Here is a 22,547-nt window from a genome sequence, read left to right on the forward strand (position 1 = left end):
AGCAAGCCAGCCGTACCAGCAGTGTGGCTGCGGCGATCAACGAGCTGGGCGCCGCCGCCCAGGAAATCGCCCAGAACGCCGCCCTTGCTTCGCAGCATTCAAGTGATGCGCGCTCGCTGGCAGAAGAAGGTCAGCAGGTGGTTGAGCAAACCATCGAGGTCATGCACCAGCTGTCGAACCGCATCAGCGACTCGTGCGGCAACATCGAAACGCTCAATGCCAACACGGTGAACATCGGCCAGATTCTGGAAGTGATCAGCGGTATCTCGCAGCAGACCAACCTGCTGGCCCTCAATGCCGCCATCGAAGCCGCACGCGCCGGTGAAGCCGGACGCGGTTTTGCCGTGGTTGCCGATGAAGTGCGTAACCTGGCCCACCGTACTCAGGACTCGGCGCAACAGGTGCAGCGCATCATCGAAGAGCTACAGGCGGGCGCGCAAGTGGCGGTCAGCACCATGACCGAAAGCCAGAGCCACAGCCAGCACAGCGTCGGTATTGCCAATCAGGCGGGTGAGCGGCTGGGCAGCGTGACCCAGCGCATTGGCGAGATCGATGGCATGAACCAGTCGGTCGCCACCGCCACTGAAGAGCAGACAGCCGTGGTCGAGTCGATCAATGTCGACATTACCGAGATCAACATGCTCAATCAGGAAGGGGTGGAAAACCTGCAAGCGACATTGCGTGCCTGCAATGACCTGGAGAATCAGGCCAGCCGGTTGAAGCATCTGGTGGGTAGTTTCAGGATTTGATGTGAGATTGATCGCGGGGCAAGCCCGCTCCCACAGGTTAGTGGATCACCTTTGTGGGAGCGGGCTTGCCCCGCGATCGCATTCAACTCAGAACCGCGACCCAGGCTCCAACAGAAAATCCATTTCCTCATCGGTACTAGGCCGATTCAAAACCAGATTGCGGTGCGGGAAGCGGCCGAAGCGGGCAATCACGCGCTGATGCTGTTCGGCATAGTCGAGAAACCCTTCGAACAGCTCCCGGTCACACTCAGGTTGGGCATCGAGCAGCATCCGGGAACGCTCGACACTGGCGTTCTGCCAATCCAGCACTTCGGCATGCTCCAGCACCAGCAGGACAAACACCCGCTGAATCGGCAGCAGCTGATAGTCCCAATCCTTCTGCAGCCCCTGCATGACCACCACCTGGGCACGCCGGTCACCCTCGAAGGCGCGCGGCGTGTCGCGGTAGATCATGCGCGGCAGTTGGTCCAGCAGCAGGATCAGCCCCAGCCAGCCTTGCGGGCTTTGCTGCCACTCATCCAGGCCGCCAGCCAGGGCGTGCTCGACCAGATCGCCGAAGCGCTCCTGCGCTTCGGCATCGTGGTGCTTGCCGAACCACAGGGTCTTCTTCTCGTCAGCGACGCTCTGAGGGCTGGTGCCCCATCCGAACCACCACTCCAGTAACGGCTGCCAAGGTGCGAGCATGACTTACTCCTGGTGATAACCGGTAACGCGCTCGACTTCCTGTTTGGAACCGAGGAACACCGCCACACGCTGGTGCAGGCTCTCAGGCTGGATGTCGAGGATGCGCTGAGTGCCGTCGGTGGAAGCACCGCCGGCCTGTTCGATGATGAAGGACATCGGGTTGGCTTCGTACATCAGGCGCAGTTTGCCTGGCTTGGAAGGCTCACGGGCATCGCGTGGGTACATGAACAGGCCGCCACGGGTCAGGATGCGGTGCACGTCGGCAACCATCGAGGCGATCCAGCGCATGTTGTAGTTCTTTTTCAGCGGGCCGGTCTCGCCTTCGAGCAACTCGCCAACGTAACGCTTGACCGGGGCTTCCCAGTGACGCTGGTTGGACATGTTGATGGCGAACTCTGCGGTGGTTTCCGGCACCTTGATGTTCTCGTGGGTCAGCACGAAGCTGCCCAGCTCGCGGTCCAGGGTGAAACCTTTGACGCCGTTGCCCAGGGTCAGGATCAGCATGGTTTGCGGGCCGTAGATCGCGTAACCGGCAGCTACCTGCTTGGTGCCCGGCTGCAGGAAGGCCTGTTCGTTGAGGCTTTCGTTCTGGCTCAGGTATTCGTTAGGGCAACGCAGTACCGAGAAGATGGTACCGACCGAGACGTTGACGTCGATGTTCGACGAACCGTCCAGCGGGTCGAATACCAGCAGGTAGGCACCTTTCGGGTATTTGCCCGGGATCTGGTAGGCGTTGTCCATTTCTTCGGACGCCATGCCGGCCAGGTGACCGCCCCACTCGTTGGCTTCGAGCAGGATGTCGTTGGAGATCACGTCCAGCTTCTTCTGCACTTCGCCCTGCACGTTTTCCGTGCCCATGCTGCCCAGAACGCCGCCCAGGGCGCCCTTGGAAACGTTGTGGCTGATCTCCTTGCACGCACGCGCCACCACTTCGATCAGGAAGCGCAGATCGGCAGGGGTACTGTTGCTGCGGGTCTGCTCAATCAAATAGCGACTCAGGGTAACGCGGGACATGTAAGGCTCCGAAGGAAGGGGGTAATAAAAACCCCCGCAGTTTACAGGGAGAGCGCAGCGCTAGCGAGCTATCCGACACGCTTGCCCGATCAGACGGCACTCAGGCCCGAGAGTTCACCCCCTCAGGCCTTGATTCACAGCTTAGTCGAGGGCTTTCCAGATCTGCGTGGCGTATTCGCGAATCGTGCGATCCGATGAGAACCAGCCCATGCGTGCAGTGTTGAGTACAGCGATACGCCACCACTGCTGAGGGTCGTGCCAGAGCGCTTCGACGCGCATTTGTGCATCCCAATAGGCGTCGAAATCGGCGCACACCAGAAAGCGGTCATGGGCCACCAGCGAATCCACCAACCCCACGTAGCGGGCTGGGTCATCCGGGGAAAACACCCCGCTGCGAATCGCCTGCAGCACGTCACTAAGCCGGTGTGAAGCGCTGATCGCAGCATTTGCACCGAAGTCGCCGCTGCGCTTGCGCGCCTCTACTTGCTGGGCGCTCAAACCGAAGATGAACATGTTTTCGGCACCCACCTGCTCGCACATCTCCACGTTGGCCCCGTCCAGCGTGCCGATGGTCAGGGCGCCGTTGAGGCCAAACTTCATGTTGCTGGTACCGGAGGCTTCGTAACCAGCAGTGGAAATCTGCTCGGAGAGGTCGGCTGCCGGGATGATGCTTTCTGCCAGGCTGACGTTGTAGTTGGGCAGGAACACCACCTTGAGCAAACCGCGCACGGTGGGGTCATTGTTCACCACACGAGCAATATCGTTGCTCAGCTTGATGATCAACTTGGCCTGGTGATAACTGGCCGCCGCCTTGCCGGCGAAAATCTTCACCCGCGGCGCCCAGCCAGCGCCCGGTTCAGCACGGATGGCCTGGTGCAGGGCCACGGTATGCAGCAGGTTCAGCAGTTGACGTTTGTACTCATGGATACGTTTGACCTGCACGTCGAACATCGCTTCCGGGTTGACCGTAATGCCCAGGCGCTCCTGAATCAGGCTGGCCAGTGCCTTCTTGCTGTGCAGGCGTTGGGCGGCAAATTGCTTGCGAAACGTGGCCTTGTCGGCAAACGGGTCAAGGTCGCGCAAACGGCCTTCGGGGTTATCCAGCACCTCCTCCCCCAGCGCCTCGACCAGCATGCCGGTCAGTTGCGGATTGGCCTGGAACAACCAACGGCGGAAAGTAATGCCGTTGGTCTTGTTGTTGATCCGCTCGGGGTAGAGCTTATGCAGTTCGGCAAACACCGTGCTGCGCATCAATTTGCTGTGCAACGCCGACACGCCATTGACACTGTGCGAGCCAAGAAACGCCAGGTTACCCATGCGCACGCGACGGCCGTTGTCTTCCTCGATCAGCGACACTGCACGCAGCACGTCGAAATCGTGAATGCCCTTGGCACGCAAGGCATCGATGTGGAAGGCATTGATCAGGTAGATGATCTGCATGTGCCGCGGCAGCAGACGTTCCATCAGGCTGACCGACCAGGTTTCCAGCGCCTCGGGCAACAGCGTGTGGTTGGTGTACGCCAGGGTCTCGACCGTCAGCTGCCAGGCGGTATCCCACGGCACTTCGTGCTGGTCGACGAGCAGACGCATCAGCTCGGCCACGGCAATCGAGGGGTGGGTATCGTTGAGCTGGATCGCGGCCTGCTGCGGCAGGTTCAACAGCGTGTCGTGCATGTTAAGGTGCCGGCGCAGCAGATCTTGCAGCGAGGCGCAGACGAAGAAGTATTCCTGGCGCAGGCGCAGCTCCTGGCCCGCTTCGGTGCTGTCGGCCGGGTACAGCACCCTTGAGATGCTCTCGGCACGCGCCACCTCGGCTACCGCCCCCAGGTGATCACCAGCGTTGAATCGCTCCAAGTGCAGCTCTTCCAAAGCCCGTGCACGCCACAGGCGCAAGGTATTAACACTGGCCCCGCGCCATCCCACCACCGGCGTGTCGTAGGCAACGGCCCGCACGGTCTCGGCAGGCCACCAGACCTGACGTTGTTGGCCATCGGCGCCTTGCACTGTCTCGACACTGCCGCCGAAGCTGATCGGGTAAATCACTTCAGCCCGCTCGAACTCCCACGGGTTACCGAAATCCAGCCAGTTTTCGGTCTGTTCCTGCTGCCAGCCATCGACCACGGCCTGACGAAACAGGCCATGTTCATAGCGAATGCCATAGCCGTGGGCAGCAATCCCCAAGGTCGACATGCTTTCCATGAAGCAAGCGGCCAAGCGGCCAAGACCACCGTTGCCCAGCGCCGCATCCGGCTCCAGCAGGCGAATGCGCTCCAGATCGACATCCAGGCCGCTAAGGGCCTCGCGGGCAATCTCCAGCAACCCCAGGTTGCTGAGGCTGTCGTACAGCAAACGCCCGATCAGAAACTCCAGCGAGAGGTAATACACCCGCTTCTGGCTCTTGCGGTAAATCTGCCGGGTGTGGTCCATCCAGTGATCGACCATGTGATCACGGGCAGCCAGGGCGATTGCTTCAAACCAGTCATGCTCAAACGCATGCTCTGGGTCTTTACCTACCGCGTAAGTCAATTTATTCAGTACAGCGGTGCGAAACGCGGCCACCTCTGCGTCACGAGCGAGTGGTTCCTGAGACATGCGACGTCCTCGATCAGGTTGACGAATGCGGATGGAGATTTCTCAGCCTAGACCGTTCGACACAGAGCGACAGTGCGGGTTCGGGTGTTTGTGCGTAAAAGCGCGATCCGGTGGTAAACAACCGGCAAATGGTTGTTCACATTTTGATCAACTCCGGTATGATCGCGCGCCTACCAAAACACCTAAAACCAGAACCTGATGAAACCGACCCTGATTGCCGCCGCCGAAGTCGACCGCCTGGAGACCTGGCAGAAGTACCAAAGCCATATGTGCGGGGGCTGCAACTCGACCTGCTGCACCTTGCCGACAGAAGTGAAAATCAAAGACCTGATCCGCATGGGCGTGGTCGATGAGTTCGAGGTGGGCGAGCCACCGAAGAACATTGCCAAGCGTTTGCAGAAGGACGGGATCATCCAGCGCTTCAACCAGAAGTCGGGGATTTTCACCCTGGCGCAGATGAGCAACGATGATTGCTTGTACCTGGATCGTAAAAGCCGCTTGTGCACCATTTACGAAACCCGTCCGGATACCTGCCGTAACCATCCACGGGTGGGGCCGCGGCCGGGGTATTGCGCGTACATTCCCAAACCTGCGGCGCGCCGCTAAACGCATCGCGGGGCAAGCCCGCTCCCACCGTAGGAGCGGGCTTGCCCCGCGATTGATTTCCAGACAAACAAAAACGCCCCCGGCCTTGCGACCGGGGGCGTTTTCGTTTCAGCCGGGCTTAGTTAGCCTTGGCTTTCTTGGCAGCGCGGGTACGCTCGCCTTCGTCGAGGATCTTCTTACGCAGACGGATCGACTTCGGCGTTACTTCACACAGCTCGTCGTCCTGGATGAATTCCAGAGCCTGTTCCAGAGTGTGACGTACTGGCGGAACCAGGGCGATGGTTTCGTCCTTGCCCGAAGCACGCATGTTGTCGAGCTTCTTGCCTTTGGTTGGGTTAACGCCCAGGTCGTTGTCGCGGCTGTTCAGACCGATGATTTGACCGTTGTAGATCTCCTGGCCGTGCTCGACGAACAGCTTGCCGCGCGCCTGCAGGGTTTCCAGGGAGTAGGTCAGGGCCTTGCCGGTTTCGACCGAAACCAGAACGCCGTTCAGACGGCCAGACATGTGGCCCGACTTCATGGTGTCGTAACGATCGAAGATCGAGGTCAGGATGCCTGCACCGTTGGTCAGGGTCAGGAACTGGTTACGGAAACCGATCAGACCACGGGCTGGAATGTTGTATTCCAGACGTACACGGCCCTTGCCATCCGGCGCCATGTTGGTCAGGTCGCCTTTACGCAGACCCATTTCTTCCATGACCTTGCCCTGAGCTTCTTCAGGGATGTCGATGGTGACGTTCTCGAACGGCTCCTGCTTGGTGCCGTTGACTTCGCGGATGATGACTTCCGGACGGCCTACAGCCATTTCGAAGCCTTCACGACGCATGGTTTCGATCAGAACCGACAGGTGCAGCTCACCACGGCCGGAAACCTTGAACTTGTCAGCCGAGTCGCCTTCTTCAACGCGCAGTGCAACGTTGTACAGCAGCTCTTTGTCCAGACGCTCTTTGATGTTACGGCTGGTGACGAACTTGCCTTCTTTACCGCAGAACGGCGAGTCGTTGACCTGGAAGGTCATCGAAACGGTTGGCTCGTCAACGGTCAGCGGCTTCATCGCCTCAACCGCGTCAGGGCTGCACAGGGTGTCGGAGATGAACAGCTCGTCGAAACCGCTGATGCAGACGATGTCGCCAGCCTGGGCTTCTTCAACGTCAACGCGGTGCAGACCGTGGTGACCCATCAGCTTGAGGATACGGCCGTTGCGCTTCTTGCCGTCGACGTCGATAGCGACAACCGGGGTGTTCGGCTTGACGCGACCACGGGCGATACGGCCAACACCGATAACACCCAGGAAGCTGTTGTAGTCCAGTGCCGAGATTTGCATCTGGAACGGACCGTCACGGTCAACAGCTGGCGCTGGAACGTTGTCGATGATCGACTGGTACAGCGGGGTCATGTCTTCAGCCATGTCGGTGTGGTCCAGACCGGCAATACCGTTCAGGGCCGAGGCGTAGACGACTTTGAAGTCCAGCTGTTCGTCGGTAGCACCGAGGTTGTCGAACAGATCGAAGATCTGGTCCAGAACCCAGTCAGGACGTGCGCCCGGACGGTCAACCTTGTTGATGACCACGATTGGACGCAGGCCGGCTTCGAACGCCTTCTTGGTCACGAAACGGGTTTGCGGCATCGGGCCGTCTTGGGCGTCGACCAGCAGCAGTACCGAGTCAACCATCGACATTACACGCTCAACCTCGCCACCGAAGTCGGCGTGGCCGGGGGTGTCGACGATGTTGATGTGGTAGCCGTTCCAGTTGATGGCGGTGTTTTTCGCCAGAATGGTAATACCGCGCTCTTTTTCCTGGTCGTTGGAGTCCATGACGCGCTCGTCGTTGAGCTCGTTACGCTCCAGAGTGCCGGACTGACGCAGAAGTTTGTCAACCAGGGTGGTTTTACCATGGTCAACGTGGGCGATGATGGCGATGTTACGCAGATTTTCGATCACTTGTGTATCTCGATCAGAGGATTCGGGTTGCCACTATTTTAAGTGGCGAATATGAATGAACGGCGCTCAGACTGCCCGGCGGTCGGGAGGGCGATGGCGGATACTTCCGCCATACAGCCCCGGCGTCTTATGCCGGACGATAAACACGCACATTGGCATGTCCCTCGCTCAGCAGGTGGTGGGCATGCAGCCGACTCATCACGCCCTTGTCGCAATACAGCAGGTACTGGCGCGTTGGGTCCAGTTCCTTGAAGCGGCTGTTGATCGCATAGAACGGCATGACTTTGACTTCGATGCCATCCAGTTCCAGCGGTTCATCTTCCTGGGCATCCGGGTGACGGATGTCGATCACGACCTGACCGGCCAGTGCCTGGCCGACTTCTTCGACCTGGATGTCCTGGCTCAGCTCCTCGATCACATGGTCGATGGAGATCAGGCGGGCGCGCTCCAGAGCGCGCTCCAGCACGGCCATGTCGAATTGTTTCTCTTCGTGCTCGATGCGGTGGCGCTTGGCGTGGGTGGTCGGGTTCACCGAAATCACCCCGCAGTATTCAGGCATGTGCTTGGCGAAGTCAGCGGTACCAATTTCCACGGCCTGGTCGATGATGTCCTGCTTGTGGGTGGCCAGCAGCGGACGCAGTACCAGTTTATCGGTGGCCTGGTCGATGATCGACAGGTTCGGCAGGGTCTGGCTGGAAACCTGGGAAATCGCCTCGCCGGTGACCAGCGCGTCGATTTCCAGGCGGTCGGCCATGTGCGCCGCCGCGCGCAGCATCATGCGCTTGAGGGTCACGCCCATGTAACTGTTGTCGACCTTGCCGAGGATCTCGCCGACCACTTCCTCGAACGGCACGCTGATGAACAGCACGCGCTGGCTGCTGCCGTATTTCTTCCACAGGAAGTGGGCAACTTCCATCACCCCCAGCTCGTGGGCACGGCCACCGAGGTTGAAGAAGCAGAAGTGAGTCATCAGGCCGCGGCGCATCATCTGGTAGGCCGCCACGGTGGAGTCGAAACCACCGGACATCAGCACCAGGGTCTGCTCCAGGGCGCCCAGCGGGTAGCCGCCGATGCCTTTGTGCTGGCTGTGGATCACATACAGGCGCTGGTCGCGCACTTCGATGCGTACCTCGACTTCGGGGTTGCGCAGGTCGATACCGGCGGCGCCGCACTGCTGACGCAGCTGGCTGCCGACATAACGGTCGACATCCATCGAGGTGAAGGTGTGGTGACCGCCTCGCTTGCAGCGCACAGAGAAGCGCTTGCCGGCCAACAGGTGACCGAAGTGGGTCTTGCACTTGGCGACGATGTCGTCGAAGTCACCCAGCGGGTACTCTTCGACCTGCAGGAAGTGGGCGATACCCGGCATGCAGGTCAGGCGCTCGGTCATCTCGCGCAGGACTTTCTCGTCCTCGACGCGGGTAACCACCTCGAGATTGTCCCAGACACCATCGACCGCCAGCTCAGGATCGAGGTCCTTGAGCACGATACGAATGTTGCGGCCCAGTTGACGGATGAAGCGCTTGCGAACCGGGCGGCTCTTGATGGTGATCTCTGGAAAGACTTTTACGATTAGTTTCATGAAAAACAGCGCGCGAGGTGCCGACTAAAAAAGTGGGGCGCGGATTATAGCGGAAATTGCTCAAGGTTTAACCAATTAATCTACAGAAGGTTTCACGCGCACTCATTTGGTGCGCTACGCACCAAAAGCGCCTCTTAAGAGTGCAGAAAACCACCGGCATTTCAGCCAAACCGCCCGTTAATGCATGAGAATCGGGCAAAACATCCAAACCGGGGCACTGGCATGCAATTTGCTCCCTTGTGAGGCAGGTTGCCTTGGCCGACTATTCGCGCCCGGCATCACCCAAATTAAAGGGCTGCACAGGCAAGCTCTACCCCACCCGGAGGACACTATGTCGAAGTCGGTTCAACTCATCAAAGATCATGACGTTAAATGGATTGATCTGCGCTTCACGGACACCAAAGGCACCCAGCACCACGTGACCATGCCAGCTCGCGATGCGCTGGAAGACGACTTCTTCGAAGTCGGCAAAATGTTCGACGGTTCCTCCATTGCTGGCTGGAAAGGCATCGAAGCCTCCGACATGATCCTCATGCCGGTCGACGACACCGCCGTACTGGACCCGTTCACCGAAGAGCCGACCCTGATCCTGGTCTGCGACATCATCGAACCTTCGAGCATGCAAGGCTACGACCGCGACCCACGTGCGATCGCCAAGCGCGCTGAAGAGCACCTGAAAGCCACCATGATCGGTGACACCGTGTTCGCCGGTCCAGAGCCTGAGTTCTTCATCTTCGACGAAGTGAAGTTCAAGTCCGACATCTCCGGCTCGATGTTCAAAATCTTCTCCGAGCAAGGCTCGTGGATGTCCGACCAGGACGTAGAAGGCGGCAACCGCGGCCACCGTCCAGGCGTTAAAGGTGGCTACTTCCCAGTTCCGCCGTTCGACCACGACCACGAAATCCGTACTGCCATGTGCAACGCACTGGAAGAAATGGGTCAGACCGTCGAAGTTCACCACCACGAAGTGGCAACTGCCGGCCAGAACGAAATCGGCGTCAAGTTCAACACCCTGGTGAAGAAAGCTGACGAAGTTCAGACCCTGAAGTACGTCGTGCACAACGTTGCCGATGTCTACGGCCGTACCGCTACCTTCATGCCTAAGCCACTGTACGGCGACAACGGCTCGGGTATGCACGTGCACATGTCGATCTGGAAAGATGGCAAGAACACCTTCGCTGGCGAAGGCTATGCCGGTCTGTCCGACACCGCCCTGTACTTCATCGGCGGTATCATCAAGCACGGTAAGGCTCTGAACGGTTTCACCAACCCTTCGACCAACTCCTACAAGCGTCTGGTACCAGGCTTCGAAGCCCCGGTCATGCTGGCCTACTCGGCCCGTAACCGTTCCGCTTCGATCCGTATTCCTTACGTGTCGAGCCCTAAAGCCCGCCGTATCGAAGCACGCTTCCCGGATCCGGCTGCCAACCCATACCTGGCCTTCGCTGCACTGCTGATGGCCGGCCTGGACGGTATCCAGAACAAGATCCACCCAGGCGACGCTGCCGACAAGAACCTGTACGACCTGCCGCCTGAAGAGGCGAAAGAGATCCCACAGGTTTGCGGCAGCCTGAAAGAAGCCCTGGAAGAGCTGGACAAAGGCCGTGCGTTCCTGACCAAGGGCGGCGTGTTCTCCGACGACTTCATCGATGCCTACATCGCCCTGAAGAGCGAAGAAGAAATCAAAGTCCGCACCTTCGTACACCCACTGGAATATGAGCTGTACTACAGCTGCTAATTCAGTGACGCCTGCGCAAGCGGCGTGACGCTACAAAAAGAGGCCTCCTTCGGGAGGCCTTCTTTTTTTCTGACAAAGGTATGCGAAGCAGCCGACAGGTAAAAAGATTGAGCCACGGCACACTCAGCGCTCCCTTTTCTGAAGGCCTTATCATGCGTACTTTCTTGCCTGTCTTACTGTTTACACCCCTGCTGCTCACCGGCTGCACCTCAACACCCTCCCCTGACAGCGAATTGCAGCGGTTGCTCAACAGCGTTGATCAACGCCTGGACATCGCCCAGGCCGTGGCCCTGAACAAATGGGACTCGGGCCAGCCCGTACAAGACCTTAGTCGCGAAGTGCAGATCATCACTAACGTTCAGGCTCAGGCGGTGCGTTTCGGCGTTGACCCACGGCGGGCGGCAATATTTTTCGGCGACCAGATTGAAGCCAACAAACTGCTCCAGTACAGCGCGCTGTCGAAGTGGCACGCCGTAGGCAGTGCACCCGGCACGCACCGCGTCGATCTGGCCATGCACTTGCGCCCGCAACTGGACCGCCTGCAGCGCAGCCTGCTCAGCGAGCTTGCAGCGTTCGATCGCAATCGTCCCGAAGATTGCCAGCGCACGGTGGCTCAGGCCATTGGCCAACGGGCAAACGACCCACAACGCGCCTTGGCCCTGGTTCGCGCCACCGCTCACCTGTGCGCCGTGCAGTAATCTTTCCTCTATGCTCTATATTGGTGCACGAAACAGCGTGCACTTGAGCGATTCAGCCCATTTTGGTTCAAGCACACTGCCGTTTTAGGGCTTTATAGCCATATTTAGCGCAAATACAGGTCTTTATCCGGCAGATCCGCTTCTTTTCGGAGCCTTGGTTTGTTTTTTGCATTTTCTTGTTACCAGCAGACAACCAGCGCCCACGACCCTGGCCCAGCCGGAGTCGTCATGAGCCAAAAGAGGTCACAGACACCCCATGACCATCAGCGATGCCCTGCACCGACTGCTACTGGACAACCTGACCACCGCTACCATCCTGCTCAATGCCGAATTGCGCCTTGAGTACATGAACCCGGCAGCGGAAATGCTCCTGGCCATCAGCGGCCAGCGTAGCCATGGGCAATTCATCAGTGAGTTGTTCACCGAGTCACCTGAAGCGCTCAACTCCTTGCGCCAGGCGGTGGAACACGCCCACCCGTTCACCAAGCGCGAAGCTCAGCTGACCTCGCTGACCGGGCAAACCCAAACCGTCGACTATGCGGTAACGCCGATCCTCAACGCCGGACGGACTTTGCTGCTGCTTGAGGTTCACCCGCGCGACCGGCTGCTGCGCATCACCAAAGAAGAAGCCCAGCTGTCCAAGCAGGAAACCACCAAACTGCTGGTACGCGGCCTGGCCCACGAGATCAAGAATCCACTGGGTGGTATTCGCGGGGCGGCGCAGTTGCTGTCGCGGGAACTCCCCGAGGAAAGCCTCAAGGATTACACCAACGTGATCATTGAAGAGGCTGATCGCCTGCGCAACCTGGTCGATCGTATGCTCGGTTCGAACAAACTGCCGTCACTGGCGATGACCAACATCCATGAAGTGCTCGAGCGGGTCTGCAGCCTGGTCGAAGCCGAAAGCCAGGGCGGCATCACTCTGGTGCGTGACTACGACCCAAGCCTGCCCGATGTGCTGATCGACCGCGAACAGATGATTCAGGCGGTGCTCAACATCGTGCGCAACGCCATGCAGGCCATCAGTGGCCAAAACGAGCTGCGCCTGGGGCGTATCAGCCTGCGCACTCGGGCCATGCGTCAGTTCACCATTGGCCATACCCGCCATCGCCTGGTGGCCAAGGTCGAGATCATCGACAACGGCCCGGGCATTCCCGCCGAACTTCAGGAAACCATCTTCTACCCCATGGTCAGCGGCCGCCCGGACGGTACCGGGCTGGGCCTGGCCATTACCCAGAACATCATCAGCCAGCACCAGGGCCTGATCGAATGTGACAGCCATCCTGGCCACACCACCTTCTCGATCTTTCTGCCGCTGGAACAAGGAGCCTCCGCCTCATGAGCCGTAGTGAAACCGTCTGGATCGTCGACGATGATCGCTCCATCCGCTGGGTTCTGGAAAAAGCCTTGCAGCAGGAAGGCATGACCACACAAAGTTTCGACAGCGCCGACGGCGTCATGAGCCGACTGGCTCGGCAGCAGCCGGACGTGATCATTTCCGATATCCGCATGCCGGGTGCCAGTGGCCTGGACCTGCTGGCGCAGATTCGTGAGCACCACCCACGCCTGCCGGTCATCATCATGACCGCGCACTCAGACCTCGACAGCGCGGTGGCGTCCTATCAGGGCGGCGCGTTCGAATACCTGCCGAAACCGTTCGACGTTGATGAAGCGGTATCGCTGGTCAAGCGTGCCAACCAGCACGCCCAGGAGCAGCAAGGCCTGGACACCGCACCGAGCCTGACCCGCACCCCGGAAATCATCGGCGAAGCGCCGGCGATGCAGGAGGTGTTTCGCGCCATCGGTCGCCTGAGCCACTCCAACATCACCGTGCTGATCAACGGTGAGTCCGGAACCGGTAAAGAACTGGTCGCCCACGCCCTGCACCGTCACAGCCCACGGGCCGCCTCACCGTTCATCGCCCTGAACATGGCGGCGATCCCCAAGGACCTGATGGAGTCCGAGCTGTTCGGCCACGAAAAAGGTGCCTTCACCGGCGCGGCCAACCTGCGCCGCGGGCGCTTCGAGCAAGCCGATGGCGGCACCCTGTTCCTCGACGAAATCGGCGATATGCCCGCCGACACCCAGACACGCCTGTTGCGGGTATTGGCTGATGGCGAGTTCTACCGGGTGGGTGGTCATGTGCCGGTCAAGGTCGACGTGCGCATCATTGCCGCAACCCACCAGAACCTGGAAACCCTGGTGCAGGCCGGCAAGTTTCGCGAAGACTTGTTCCACCGCCTGAACGTCATCCGCATCCACATTCCACGCCTGGCCGACCGTCGTGAAGACATCCCGACACTGGCGCGCCACTTCCTCGGCCGCGCCGCTCAGGAGCTGGCGGTCGAGCCTAAACTGCTCAAAGCCGAGACGGAGGAGTTCATGCGCAACTTGCCGTGGCCGGGCAACGTGCGTCAGCTGGAAAACACCTGCCGCTGGATCACCGTCATGGCCTCGGGCCGGGAAGTGCATATTGGTGACCTGCCGCCCGAGCTGCTCAACCTGCCGCAAGACAGCGCGCCCGTCACCAATTGGGAACAGGCGTTGCGTCAATGGGCTGACCAGGCGCTGAGCCGCGGCCAGTCGAGCCTGCTTGATAGCGCCGTGCCGAGCTTTGAACGGATCATGATCGAAACCGCCCTCAAGCACACCGCCGGGCGTCGTCGGGATGCGGCGGTATTGCTTGGCTGGGGGCGTAATACCCTGACGCGCAAAATCAAAGAACTGGGCATGAAAGTCGACGGTGGTGAAGAAGACGGCGACGACGAGGCCTGATTTTTTACCGATATCGCGGGGCAAGCCCGCTCCTACAGAAGACCTGTAGGAGCGGGCTTGCCCCGCGATGCTTTTTGCACCGAACCTGTGCCCCGCGCACCACCGCAAAGCACAAATCCCCCGCAAAACCCCACGCTAGACCCTTAAACCCCCTATTTCACTGGCTGCCACAAAACTGGCACACACTCTGCAATAGAATCAGTACTTCCAGTTTTGGGGGCCTTGGTACAGGCAGGCCGGGGATTCCCCTCTTTTATTCGTGCAGACGTACCTGCACACGCCAACGCCCTTCATCCTCTGCACCGGCCCAGTTGCCGTGCAGAGGACGGGCCGCCACCAGCGTCACAAGCAACCCACCATCACTTTTCTGCACCCGCCAGCTGACCGGCTTGCCCTGTTGCTGCAACTGGCCACGCGCAGCCTTGCCTTCTGCATCGAACAGCAACGCCAGGGTGCCATCGACCTCTTCGCCATGCAGCTTGGGCTCTTCGTTGAACCATAGGTCCAACCCGCCCTCCACCACCTGCACCTGTTCCAACACCCGCGGTTCAGGCGCGGTCAGGCGCCCGATCATCAGGCCCACCAACATGCCGAAGATTGCCAATGAAAACAGCACCCGTGGCCATTGTTGCGAACGGATGTCCGGTTCAGGAGTAGAATGCTCGCCATCTTTATGCTCGGAGCCGTGCATGTTTCACGTCATCCTCTTCCAACCAGAAATTCCACCGAATACTGGCAACATTATACGGCTGTGCGCCAACAGCGGCTGCGACTTGCACCTGATCGAACCCATCGGCTTCGAGCTGGACGACAAACGCTTGCGCCGCGCCGGGCTCGACTACCACGAGTACGCCAGTCTCAAGCGCCATGCCGACCTGGCAAGCTGCCTGGAAAGCCTTGGGCAACCACGGCTGTTCGCCTTTACCACCAAGGGCTCGCACCCCTATCACGAGACCAGTTACCAGCCGGGTGACGCCTTTCTGTTCGGCCCGGAAAGCCGTGGCCTGCCCGCCGAGGTGCTCGACAGTCTGGCACCCGAGCAGCGCCTGCGCCTGCCGATGCGTCCGGGTTGCCGCAGTCTGAACCTGTCCAATACCGTGGCGGTGACGGTGTACGAAGCCTGGCGCCAGCAAGGGTTTGCCTGATGTTGATCGCGGGGCAAGCCCGCTCCCACAGGTTGAACCTAATCCCTGTGGGAGCGGGCTTGCCCCGCGATAGAGCCCCATGAAAAAAGCGCCCATCGGGGCGCTTTTTTCAGTTCCTCACACTGCTTATTGCAGCGAAGGTGCTTCACCTGCTTCCTGCATGCGCTGCATTTCTTGCGCGTACAGGGCATCGAAGTTGACCGGCGAAAGCATCAGCGCCGGGAACGAGCCACGGGTCACCAGGCTGTCCAGCGCTTCGCGCGCGTACGGGAACAGGATGTTCGGGCAGAACGCACCCAGGGTGTGGCTCATCGAAGCCGCATCGAGGTTCTTGATCAGGAAGATACCGGCCTGCTGAACTTCAGCAATGAACGCCACTTCGTCGCCGTTCTTCACGGTAACCGACAGGGTCAGTACGACTTCGTGGAAATCGCCTTCCAGGCCTTTCTGCTTGGTGTTCAGGTCCAGGGCAACGCTCGGTTCCCACTGCTGACGGAAGATCGCCGGGCTTTTCGGCGCTTCGAACGACAGGTCGCGCACATAGATGCGCTGCATGGAGAACTGTGGTGCGCTTTCGTCGGCTGCAGCAGCGTCGTTGTTCTGTTGGTCAGTCATGACAGATCCTTCTTTGCAGGGTCTTTAATAAGGGTTCTGGTTCAAGCCTTGAGCAGGCCGTCGAGTTTACCGGCGCGCTCAAGGGCATACAGGTCGTCGCAACCGCCGACGTGGGTGCTACCAATCCAGATCTGCGGCACCGAAGTACGGCCGGCCTTCTGGCTCATCTCGGCGCGCACTTGCGGCTTGCCATCGACCTTGATTTCCTCGAATGCCACGCCTTTGCTCTGCAGCAGGTGCTTGGCGCGTGAGCAATAAGGGCAGTAGTCACTGGAATAGACGATGACGTCGCTCATTTCACTTCACCAACGGCAGGTTATCGGCTTTCCAGCTCGACACGCCACCCGACAGTTTGGCAGCGGTGAAACCAGCCTTGAGCAGTTCACGGGCCGTGGTGCCAGCGTGCTGGCCCATGGCATCGACCACGATCAGGGTCTTGTTGGCTTTATGCTTTTCCAGCTCGCCGATACGGGCAGCGAACTTGTCCTGCGGAATGTTCACGGCGCCGACGATGTGGCCAGCGGCATAGTCCTTGGCCGAACGGATGTCGATAACCAGGCCTTTTTCGCTGTTGACCAGAGCGGTCAGCTCGCCGGTGCTCAGGCTGCGTCCGCCTTTGCGCGCTTCGGTAACGATCAGCAGCACCAGCAGAACGACGAAGGTACCAACCAGCAGGTAGTGGTTTGTTGCGAATTCAATCAGGTGAGCAACCATCGGAGGGTGTTCCAGGCCATTAAAAATGTCGGCCAGTATACACAGCCCCCAAGGTCGGCCAAAGCCCGCCCGACCGGCTTGTCGCCAGTAATTCTCATCCAGGCGCTACTGTCCGTCGGCCAGCGCCCGCTGGTGAACAAGGTTAATTCGTCATTCATGGCCAATTTGCCCTAAAATGCGTGTCTTTATCATCTGAACAACCGTGAGTTCTATTGATGACGAGCACGCCCAAGCCTTTGGTCCTGATCATCCTGGATGGTTTCGGTCACAGCGAAAGCCACGAATACAACGCCATCTACTCGGCCAACACGCCGGTTTACGATCGTCTGCGCGCCACCCGGCCGCATGGCTTGATCTCCGGCTCCGGCATGGACGTCGGTTTGCCTGACGGGCAGATGGGTAATTCCGAGGTCGGCCACATGAACCTCGGTGCCGGTCGCGTGGTGTACCAGGACTTCACCCGCGTCACCAAAGCCATCAAAGACGGTGAATTCTTCGACAACGCCGTGCTCTGCGGTGCCGTCGACAAAGCCGTGGGTGCTGGCAAGGCTGTGCATATCCTTGGTCTGCTCTCCGATGGCGGCGTGCACAGCCACCAGGACCACCTGATTGCCATGGCTGAACTGGCAGCACAGCGCGGCGCCGAAAAGATTTACCTGCACGCCTTCCTCGACGGTCGCGACACACCGCCGAAAAGCGCGCAATCGTCCATCGAACTGCTCGACGCCACCTTTGCCAAGCTGGGCAAAGGCCGCATCGCCAGCCTGATCGGCCGCTACTACGCCATGGACCGCGACAACCGCTGGGACCGCGTATCGACGGCCTACAACCTGATCGTCGACAGCGTTGCCGACTACACCGCCGACAGCGCCCTGGCCGGCCTTGAAGCCGCCTACGCTCGCGACGAAAGCGACGAGTTCGTCAAAGCCACGCGCATCGGTGAGGCGGTCAAGGTCGAAGACGGCGACGCCGTGATCTTCATGAACTTCCGCGCTGACCGCGCGCGCGAACTGTCGCGGGTGTTTGTCGAAGCCGACTTCAATGAGTTCCCCCGTGCCCGCCTGCCGAAACTGGCGGCCTACATCGGCCTGACCCAGTACTCGGCAAAAATTCCGGCACCGGCCGCTTTTGCCCCCGGCAGCCTGAATAACGTGCTTGGCGAATACCTGGCGAAGAACGGCAAGACCCAGCTGCGTATCGCCGAAACCGAGAAGTACGCCCACGTCACCTTCTTCTTCTCCGGCGGTCGCGAAGAACCGTTCGAAGGCGAAGAACGCATCCTGATTCCGTCGCCAAAGGTTGCCACCTACGATCTGCAACCGGAAATGAGCGCACCGGAAGTCACCGACCGTATCGTCGAGGCCATTGAGCAGCAGCGCTACGACGTGATCGTGGTCAACTACGCCAACGGCGACATGGTCGGCCACAGCGGCGTGTTTGAAGCGGCAGTGAAAGCGGTCGAAGCCCTGGACCTGTGTGTTGGCCGCATTGTCGATGCCCTCGACAAAGTCGGCGGCGAAGCGCTGATCACTGCCGACCACGGCAACGTCGAGCAGATGGAAGACGCCTGCACCGGCCAGGCGCACACCGCTCACACCACTGAGCCGGTGCCGTTCATCTATGTTGGCAAGCGCGACCTGAGCGTGCGCGAAGGCGGCGTGCTGGCCGACGTGGCACCGACCATGCTCAAGCTGCTGGGCCTGGAAAAGCCGGCGGAAATGACCGGCACCTCGATTCTCGTCTGAAGGCTCAAGCCGCAAGTGATGAGCGTTAAGCGGCAAGAAGCAGCGTGTTTGCACGCCCTTCCTGCCGCTTGAACCTTAAAAGTTATCGCTAAAGCCGACCAATGCCTCAATGCATATGCCTTGAGGCGTTTTTTTTGGCGTCTATGGCGGGCATACTAGGCCAGTCTCTATCCCTGGTGTCGCCCACTCCATGTTTCGCGCCCTGATCCTACTCGCCCTGTCTTGCCTGCTCAGTCCGGCGTTTGCCGATGAGCGCGCGCAAACCCAGCAGCAACTCGACGCTACGCGTCAGGACATTGCCGAGCTGAAAAAAATGCTCGGTCAGTTGCAGCAGGAAAAATCCGGTGTGCAGAAAGACCTGCGCAGCACTGAAACCGATATCGGTAAGCTGGAAAAGCAGGTGGAGGCCCTGCAGCAGGAACTAAAAAAGACCGAGGGCGAGCTGGAGCGCCTTGATCACGAGAAAAAAAAACTCCAGAGCGCCCGCGTTGAACAACAACGCCTGATTGCCATCCAGGCCCGTTCGGCCTACCAGAACGGCCGTGAGGAATACCTCAAGCTGCTGCTCAACCAGCAGAACCCGGAAAAATTCGCCCGCACCCTGACCTATTACGATTACCTGAGTCAGGCGCGCATGACGCAACTGCGTAACTTCAATGAGACGCTGCGCCAGCTGGCCAACGTCGAGCAAGACATCAGCCTGCAACAGGCGCAGTTGCTGGCTCAACAAGGCAACCTCGACGCCCAGCGCCAGGAACTGGAAAAAGTCCGTGTCGAGCGCCAACAGGTGCTGGCCAAGCTGAACAACGACGTCAAAGCCCGCGACCAGAAGCTCCAGGCCCGTGAACAAGACCAGGCCGACCTGACCAAGGTCCTCAAGACCATCGAGGAAACCCTGGCCCGCCAGGCACGTGAAGCCGAGGAAGCTCGGAAAAAAGCCCTGCTCGCAGCCCAGGAAGCGGAAAAACAGCGCCAGCGCGAAGCCCTGGCCGCCAGCAGTAGCAGCACCCCGAGCAAACCCAAGTCGATGCCCGGCCCGCTGGTTTCCAGCAACGGCGAAACCTTCGGTGGCGCTTTTTCTTCGGCGCGGGGAAAACTTCCATGGCCAGTTAATGGTCGATTACTCGCCCGCTTTGGTGAAACCCGGGGTGACGATTCACGGGCAAAGTGGGATGGTGTGATGATCAGTGCCTCACCCGGCAGCCAGGTACGCGCCGTACACGGTGGCCGAGTAGTGTTCGCCGACTGGTTGCGTGGCGCTGGACTTCTGGTCATTCTCGACCATGGTAATGGTTACCTGAGCCTCTACGGCCATAACCAGAGCCTGCTCAAGAGCGCCGGAGACGTCGTCAAGGCCGGTGAGGCGATTTCCACCGTCGGCAACAGTGGCGGCCAGGACAACTCAGGGCTGTACTTCGCCATCCGCCAGCAAGGTCGCCCCAGCGACCCCGCACAATGGTGCCGTGCCCAGGGATAGGTACCACCCCCTATTTGACGGCCTAGCGTGACATCGCGCTGTGCCGAGGCTCCAGCCGGAGCGCTACCAGGATCAGGAGTTCGTTCGACATGCTGCATTTGCCTCGCCTCACCTCACTGGCCCTGACCATCGCCGTGGTCCTCGGTGCGCCTCTGGCCCATGCGGCCGAGCCGACCAAGCCGACCACTGTGCCGGCCACGACGGTATCGGCGGCGGCCAAGGCGCCGTTGCCACTGGAGGAGCTGCGCACCTTCGCCGAGGTCATGGACCGGATCAAGGCAGCCTATGTCGAACCCGTCGACGACAAGACCCTGCTGGAAAACGCCATCAAGGGCATGCTCAGTAACCTCGACCCGCACTCGGCCTACCTTGGCCCGGAAGACTTCCAGGAGCTGCAGGAAAGCACCAGCGGCGAGTTTGGCGGTTTGGGCATCGAAGTCGGCATGGAAGACGGTTTCGTCAAAGTCGTATCGCCGATCGACGACACGCCAGCCTCGCGCGCCGGCATCGAAGCCGGTGACCTGATCGTCAAGATCAACGGCCAGCCGACCCGTGGCCAGACCATGACCGAAGCCGTCGACAAGATGCGCGGCAAGATCGGCGAGAAAATCACCCTGACCCTGGTCCGTGATGGCGGCACTCCATTCGACGTCACCCTTGCCCGTGCAGTCATTCAGGTCAAGAGCGTCAAGAGCCAGCTGCTCGAAGATGGTTACGGTTACATCCGCATCACCCAGTTCCAGGTCAAGACCGGCGAAGAAGTCGGCAAGGCGCTGGCCAAACTGCGTAAAGACAACGGCAAGAAGCTGCGCGGCCTGGTCCTGGACCTGCGCAACAACCCCGGCGGCGTTTTGCAATCTGCAGTAGAAGTGGCTGACCACTTCCTGACCAAAGGCCTGATCGTCTACACCAAAGGCCGTATCGCCAACTCCGAGCTGCGCTTCTCGGCCGACCCTGCCGACGCCAGCGAGGGCGTGCCGCTGGTGGTGCTGATCAACGGTGGCAGTGCTTCGGCGTCGGAAATTGTCGCCGGTGCCCTGCAAGATCAGAAGCGTGGCGTGCTGATGGGTACCGACAGCTTCGGTAAAGGCTCGGTGCAAACCGTTCTGCCGCTGAACAACGATCGCGCCCTTAAGCTCACCACCGCGCTGTACTACACCCCGAACGGCCGCTCGATCCAGGCCCAGGGCATCATCCCCGACATCGAAGTGCGCCAGGCCAAGCTGACCGCCGAAGCCGACAGCGAGAACTTCAAGGAAGCCGACTTGCAGGGCCACCTGGGCAACGGCAACGGTGGTGCCGACCGTCCAACCGGCAGCACCAAGCGCAAAGAGCGTCCGCAAGACAACGACTTCCAGCTCAGCCAGGCCCTGAGCCTGCTCAAAGGCCTGAGCATCACCCACAGTAAGTGACAGCCTGCATGCGTTACCTGCTGGTCTTGCTGTACCTGTTGAGCGGCGCCGTGATCGCGGCGCCTGCTCAACCGGGCAAGGCTTATATGAGCATCATCATCGACGACCTCGGCCAGAGCACGGCCCGGGACAGCCGCACCTTGGCCCTGCCCGGCCCGGTCACCCTGGCGATCATGCCCGATACCCCGCACGCGACCGAATTCGCCCGCCAGGCTCACAAGGCAGGTAAAACGGTGATCCTGCACATGCCCATGGACCCTGCCACTGGCCCCTATGCCTGGCACCCCGGCACCACCATGCCAGCGCTGGCGCAGCGCCTGGACGCCGCCCTGGCCAAAGTGCCGTACGCTGCGGGGATCAACAACCACATGGGCAGCCGCATGACCTCGCAACCTGAGCCCATGGCCTGGTTGATGGGCGAACTGCAACGCCGCCACCTGTTCTTCGTCGACAGCCGCACCAGTGCCGCTACCGTGGCTGCCGCCAAGGCCCAGGCCACCGACCTTGCACATGTCTCGCGGGATGTATTTCTGGACGATGTGCGCACCACCGAAGCAATCGCCAGCCAACTGCAATCGGGCGTCGAGCTGGCACGCAAACAAGGCTCGGCGGTGTTGATCGGCCACCCTTATCCACAAACCCTCGAGGTGCTGGAACGGGAAATGCCCCGGCTGAAAAGCCAGGGCATCGAACTGATCAACATCCAACAGATGATTGCCGAGCGCAGCAACCAGGCCATGCCCGCACACGGCAGTCATGGCCTGTATCGCAATCGCTGAGACCAGTCAGGCAAACGGAATCATCCCGTCGACATCGGACAAGACCAGATTGCCCCGATAGACCGCCAGCAACTCACGGGAGTCACTGTGCGCCGCCTCAATCTGGACTTTCCGGCCAATCAATCGCTGCGACCAGATTTTCAGGTGCCCTTTCACAAACTGACGTGCCGGAATTGCCGCCGTCTTGTAGTGAAAATGCGCTTCCCAAATTGCCGTACCTGCCTGGTCGTCCCGCGATAGCGAACTGCCTGTCACACCGCTATCGCGGGCCAAGCCCGCG

General features: G+C 60.1%; 21 protein-coding genes. 11 read left to right on the forward strand and 10 right to left on the reverse strand.

The genetic code is table 11. The features are described from left to right. Positions 1-23 precede the first annotated feature (23 nt). Entirely contained in the window at positions 24-749 is a 726-nt protein-coding gene (locus ACVWSC_RS27095; RefSeq protein ID WP_442114386.1) for a methyl-accepting chemotaxis protein, read from the forward strand. 87 nt (positions 750-836) lie between these two features. Here the strand turns inward: ACVWSC_RS27095 and ACVWSC_RS27100 are convergent, their stop codons facing one another. The 3 genes from ACVWSC_RS27100 to ACVWSC_RS27110 all read right to left on the reverse strand — a co-directional run bounded on the left by ACVWSC_RS27100 (position 837) and on the right by ACVWSC_RS27110 (position 5,039). Further along, a complete protein-coding gene (locus ACVWSC_RS27100) occupies positions 837-1,433 on the reverse strand; it encodes a DUF924 family protein (RefSeq protein ID WP_442110442.1) in 597 nt (198 codons plus the stop codon). A gap of 3 nt (positions 1,434-1,436) precedes the next feature. Continuing rightward, a complete protein-coding gene (locus ACVWSC_RS27105; protein ID WP_403042320.1) occupies positions 1,437-2,447 on the reverse strand; it encodes a class 1 fructose-bisphosphatase in 1,011 nt (336 codons plus the stop codon). Between the two features lie 141 nt (positions 2,448-2,588). Next, entirely contained in the window at positions 2,589-5,039 is a 2,451-nt protein-coding gene (locus ACVWSC_RS27110; protein WP_442110444.1) for a glycogen/starch/alpha-glucan phosphorylase, read from the reverse strand. A gap of 198 nt (positions 5,040-5,237) precedes the next feature. On the opposite strand from ACVWSC_RS27110, the gene ACVWSC_RS27115 reads away from it, so the two are divergent. Next, positions 5,238-5,645, forward strand: a complete 408-nt coding sequence (locus ACVWSC_RS27115; protein ID WP_442110446.1) for a YkgJ family cysteine cluster protein — start codon at positions 5,238-5,240, stop codon at positions 5,643-5,645. Between the two features lie 118 nt (positions 5,646-5,763). On the opposite strand, the gene typA is transcribed toward ACVWSC_RS27115, so the two are convergent. Then, the gene (gene typA / locus ACVWSC_RS27120; RefSeq protein ID WP_442110448.1) at positions 5,764-7,587 is read right to left on the reverse strand and encodes a translational GTPase TypA; all 1,824 of its coding nucleotides are present in this window, start codon (positions 7,585-7,587) and stop codon (positions 5,764-5,766) included. A 127-nt stretch (positions 7,588-7,714) separates the two neighbouring features. Next, on the reverse strand, positions 7,715-9,169 hold the full coding sequence (gene thiI, locus ACVWSC_RS27125) for a tRNA uracil 4-sulfurtransferase ThiI (RefSeq protein ID WP_442110450.1): 1,455 nt from the start codon (positions 9,167-9,169) through the stop codon (positions 7,715-7,717). Between the two features lie 331 nt (positions 9,170-9,500). Between thiI and glnA the strand changes: the two genes are divergently transcribed. From glnA to ntrC, 4 genes are all read left to right on the forward strand, one after another. Further along, positions 9,501-10,907: a type I glutamate--ammonia ligase gene (glnA, locus tag ACVWSC_RS27130; RefSeq protein WP_442110452.1), complete on the forward strand. Its 1,407-nt coding sequence runs from the start codon at positions 9,501-9,503 to the stop codon at positions 10,905-10,907. Positions 10,908-11,059: 152 nt separating this feature from the next. Further along, positions 11,060-11,605 (forward strand): chorismate mutase, encoded by a 546-nt coding sequence (locus tag ACVWSC_RS27135; protein WP_442110454.1) that lies wholly within the window; start codon positions 11,060-11,062, stop codon positions 11,603-11,605. Between the two features lie 256 nt (positions 11,606-11,861). Further along, positions 11,862-12,947: a nitrogen regulation protein NR(II) gene (glnL, locus tag ACVWSC_RS27140; RefSeq protein WP_442110456.1), complete on the forward strand. Its 1,086-nt coding sequence runs from the start codon at positions 11,862-11,864 to the stop codon at positions 12,945-12,947. After that, positions 12,944-14,380, forward strand: a complete 1,437-nt coding sequence (gene ntrC, locus ACVWSC_RS27145; protein WP_442110458.1) for a nitrogen regulation protein NR(I) — start codon at positions 12,944-12,946, stop codon at positions 14,378-14,380. The genes glnL and ntrC overlap by 4 nt, the downstream gene beginning before the upstream one ends. A 253-nt stretch (positions 14,381-14,633) precedes the next feature. Here ntrC and ACVWSC_RS27150 read toward each other — a convergent pair whose 3' ends face one another. Continuing rightward, positions 14,634-15,071: a hypothetical protein gene (locus ACVWSC_RS27150; protein WP_442110460.1), complete on the reverse strand. Its 438-nt coding sequence runs from the start codon at positions 15,069-15,071 to the stop codon at positions 14,634-14,636. On the opposite strand from ACVWSC_RS27150, the gene trmL reads away from it, so the two are divergent. Beyond that, on the forward strand, positions 15,070-15,525 hold the full coding sequence (gene trmL, locus ACVWSC_RS27155) for a tRNA (uridine(34)/cytosine(34)/5-carboxymethylaminomethyluridine(34)-2'-O)-methyltransferase TrmL (protein ID WP_442110462.1): 456 nt from the start codon (positions 15,070-15,072) through the stop codon (positions 15,523-15,525). The genes ACVWSC_RS27150 and trmL overlap by 2 nt on opposite strands. A 126-nt stretch (positions 15,526-15,651) precedes the next feature. On the opposite strand, the gene secB is transcribed toward trmL, so the two are convergent. From secB to ACVWSC_RS27170, 3 genes are read right to left on the reverse strand one after another with little or no spacing between them, the layout of a single operon-like run. Further along, complete coding sequence (secB, locus tag ACVWSC_RS27160) at positions 15,652-16,140, reverse strand: protein-export chaperone SecB (protein WP_442110464.1); 489 nt, start codon at positions 16,138-16,140, stop codon at positions 15,652-15,654. 41 nt (positions 16,141-16,181) lie between these two features. Continuing rightward, positions 16,182-16,436, reverse strand: coding sequence for a glutaredoxin 3 (gene grxC, locus ACVWSC_RS27165; RefSeq protein ID WP_442110466.1), 255 nt, complete (start codon positions 16,434-16,436; stop codon positions 16,182-16,184). A 1-nt stretch (position 16,437) separates the two neighbouring features. Beyond that, the gene (locus ACVWSC_RS27170; protein ID WP_442110468.1) at positions 16,438-16,854 is read right to left on the reverse strand and encodes a rhodanese-like domain-containing protein; all 417 of its coding nucleotides are present in this window, start codon (positions 16,852-16,854) and stop codon (positions 16,438-16,440) included. A gap of 215 nt (positions 16,855-17,069) precedes the next feature. Here ACVWSC_RS27170 and gpmI point away from each other — a divergent pair, with 215 nt between their 5' ends. The 4 genes from gpmI (at position 17,070) to ACVWSC_RS27190 (ending at position 22,267) form a co-directional block, all read left to right on the forward strand. Next, positions 17,070-18,599 carry a 2,3-bisphosphoglycerate-independent phosphoglycerate mutase gene (gpmI, locus tag ACVWSC_RS27175; RefSeq protein WP_442110470.1) on the forward strand — a complete coding sequence of 510 codons (1,530 nt, stop codon included), beginning with the start codon at positions 17,070-17,072 and terminating at the stop codon, positions 18,597-18,599. Between the two features lie 190 nt (positions 18,600-18,789). Beyond that, a complete protein-coding gene (locus tag ACVWSC_RS27180) occupies positions 18,790-20,076 on the forward strand; it encodes a murein hydrolase activator EnvC family protein (RefSeq protein WP_442110472.1) in 1,287 nt (428 codons plus the stop codon). An 89-nt stretch (positions 20,077-20,165) separates the two neighbouring features. After that, complete coding sequence (locus ACVWSC_RS27185; RefSeq protein WP_442110474.1) at positions 20,166-21,488, forward strand: S41 family peptidase; 1,323 nt, start codon at positions 20,166-20,168, stop codon at positions 21,486-21,488. 8 nt (positions 21,489-21,496) lie between these two features. After that, entirely contained in the window at positions 21,497-22,267 is a 771-nt protein-coding gene (locus ACVWSC_RS27190; protein ID WP_442110476.1) for a divergent polysaccharide deacetylase family protein, read from the forward strand. 6 nt (positions 22,268-22,273) lie between these two features. Here ACVWSC_RS27190 and ACVWSC_RS27195 read toward each other — a convergent pair whose 3' ends face one another. Continuing rightward, positions 22,274-22,540 (reverse strand): hypothetical protein, encoded by a 267-nt coding sequence (locus ACVWSC_RS27195; protein WP_442110478.1) that lies wholly within the window; start codon positions 22,538-22,540, stop codon positions 22,274-22,276. Positions 22,541-22,547: the final 7 nt, after the last annotated feature.

The sequence above is a fragment of the Pseudomonas sp. NUPR-002 genome, from assembly GCF_056322725.1.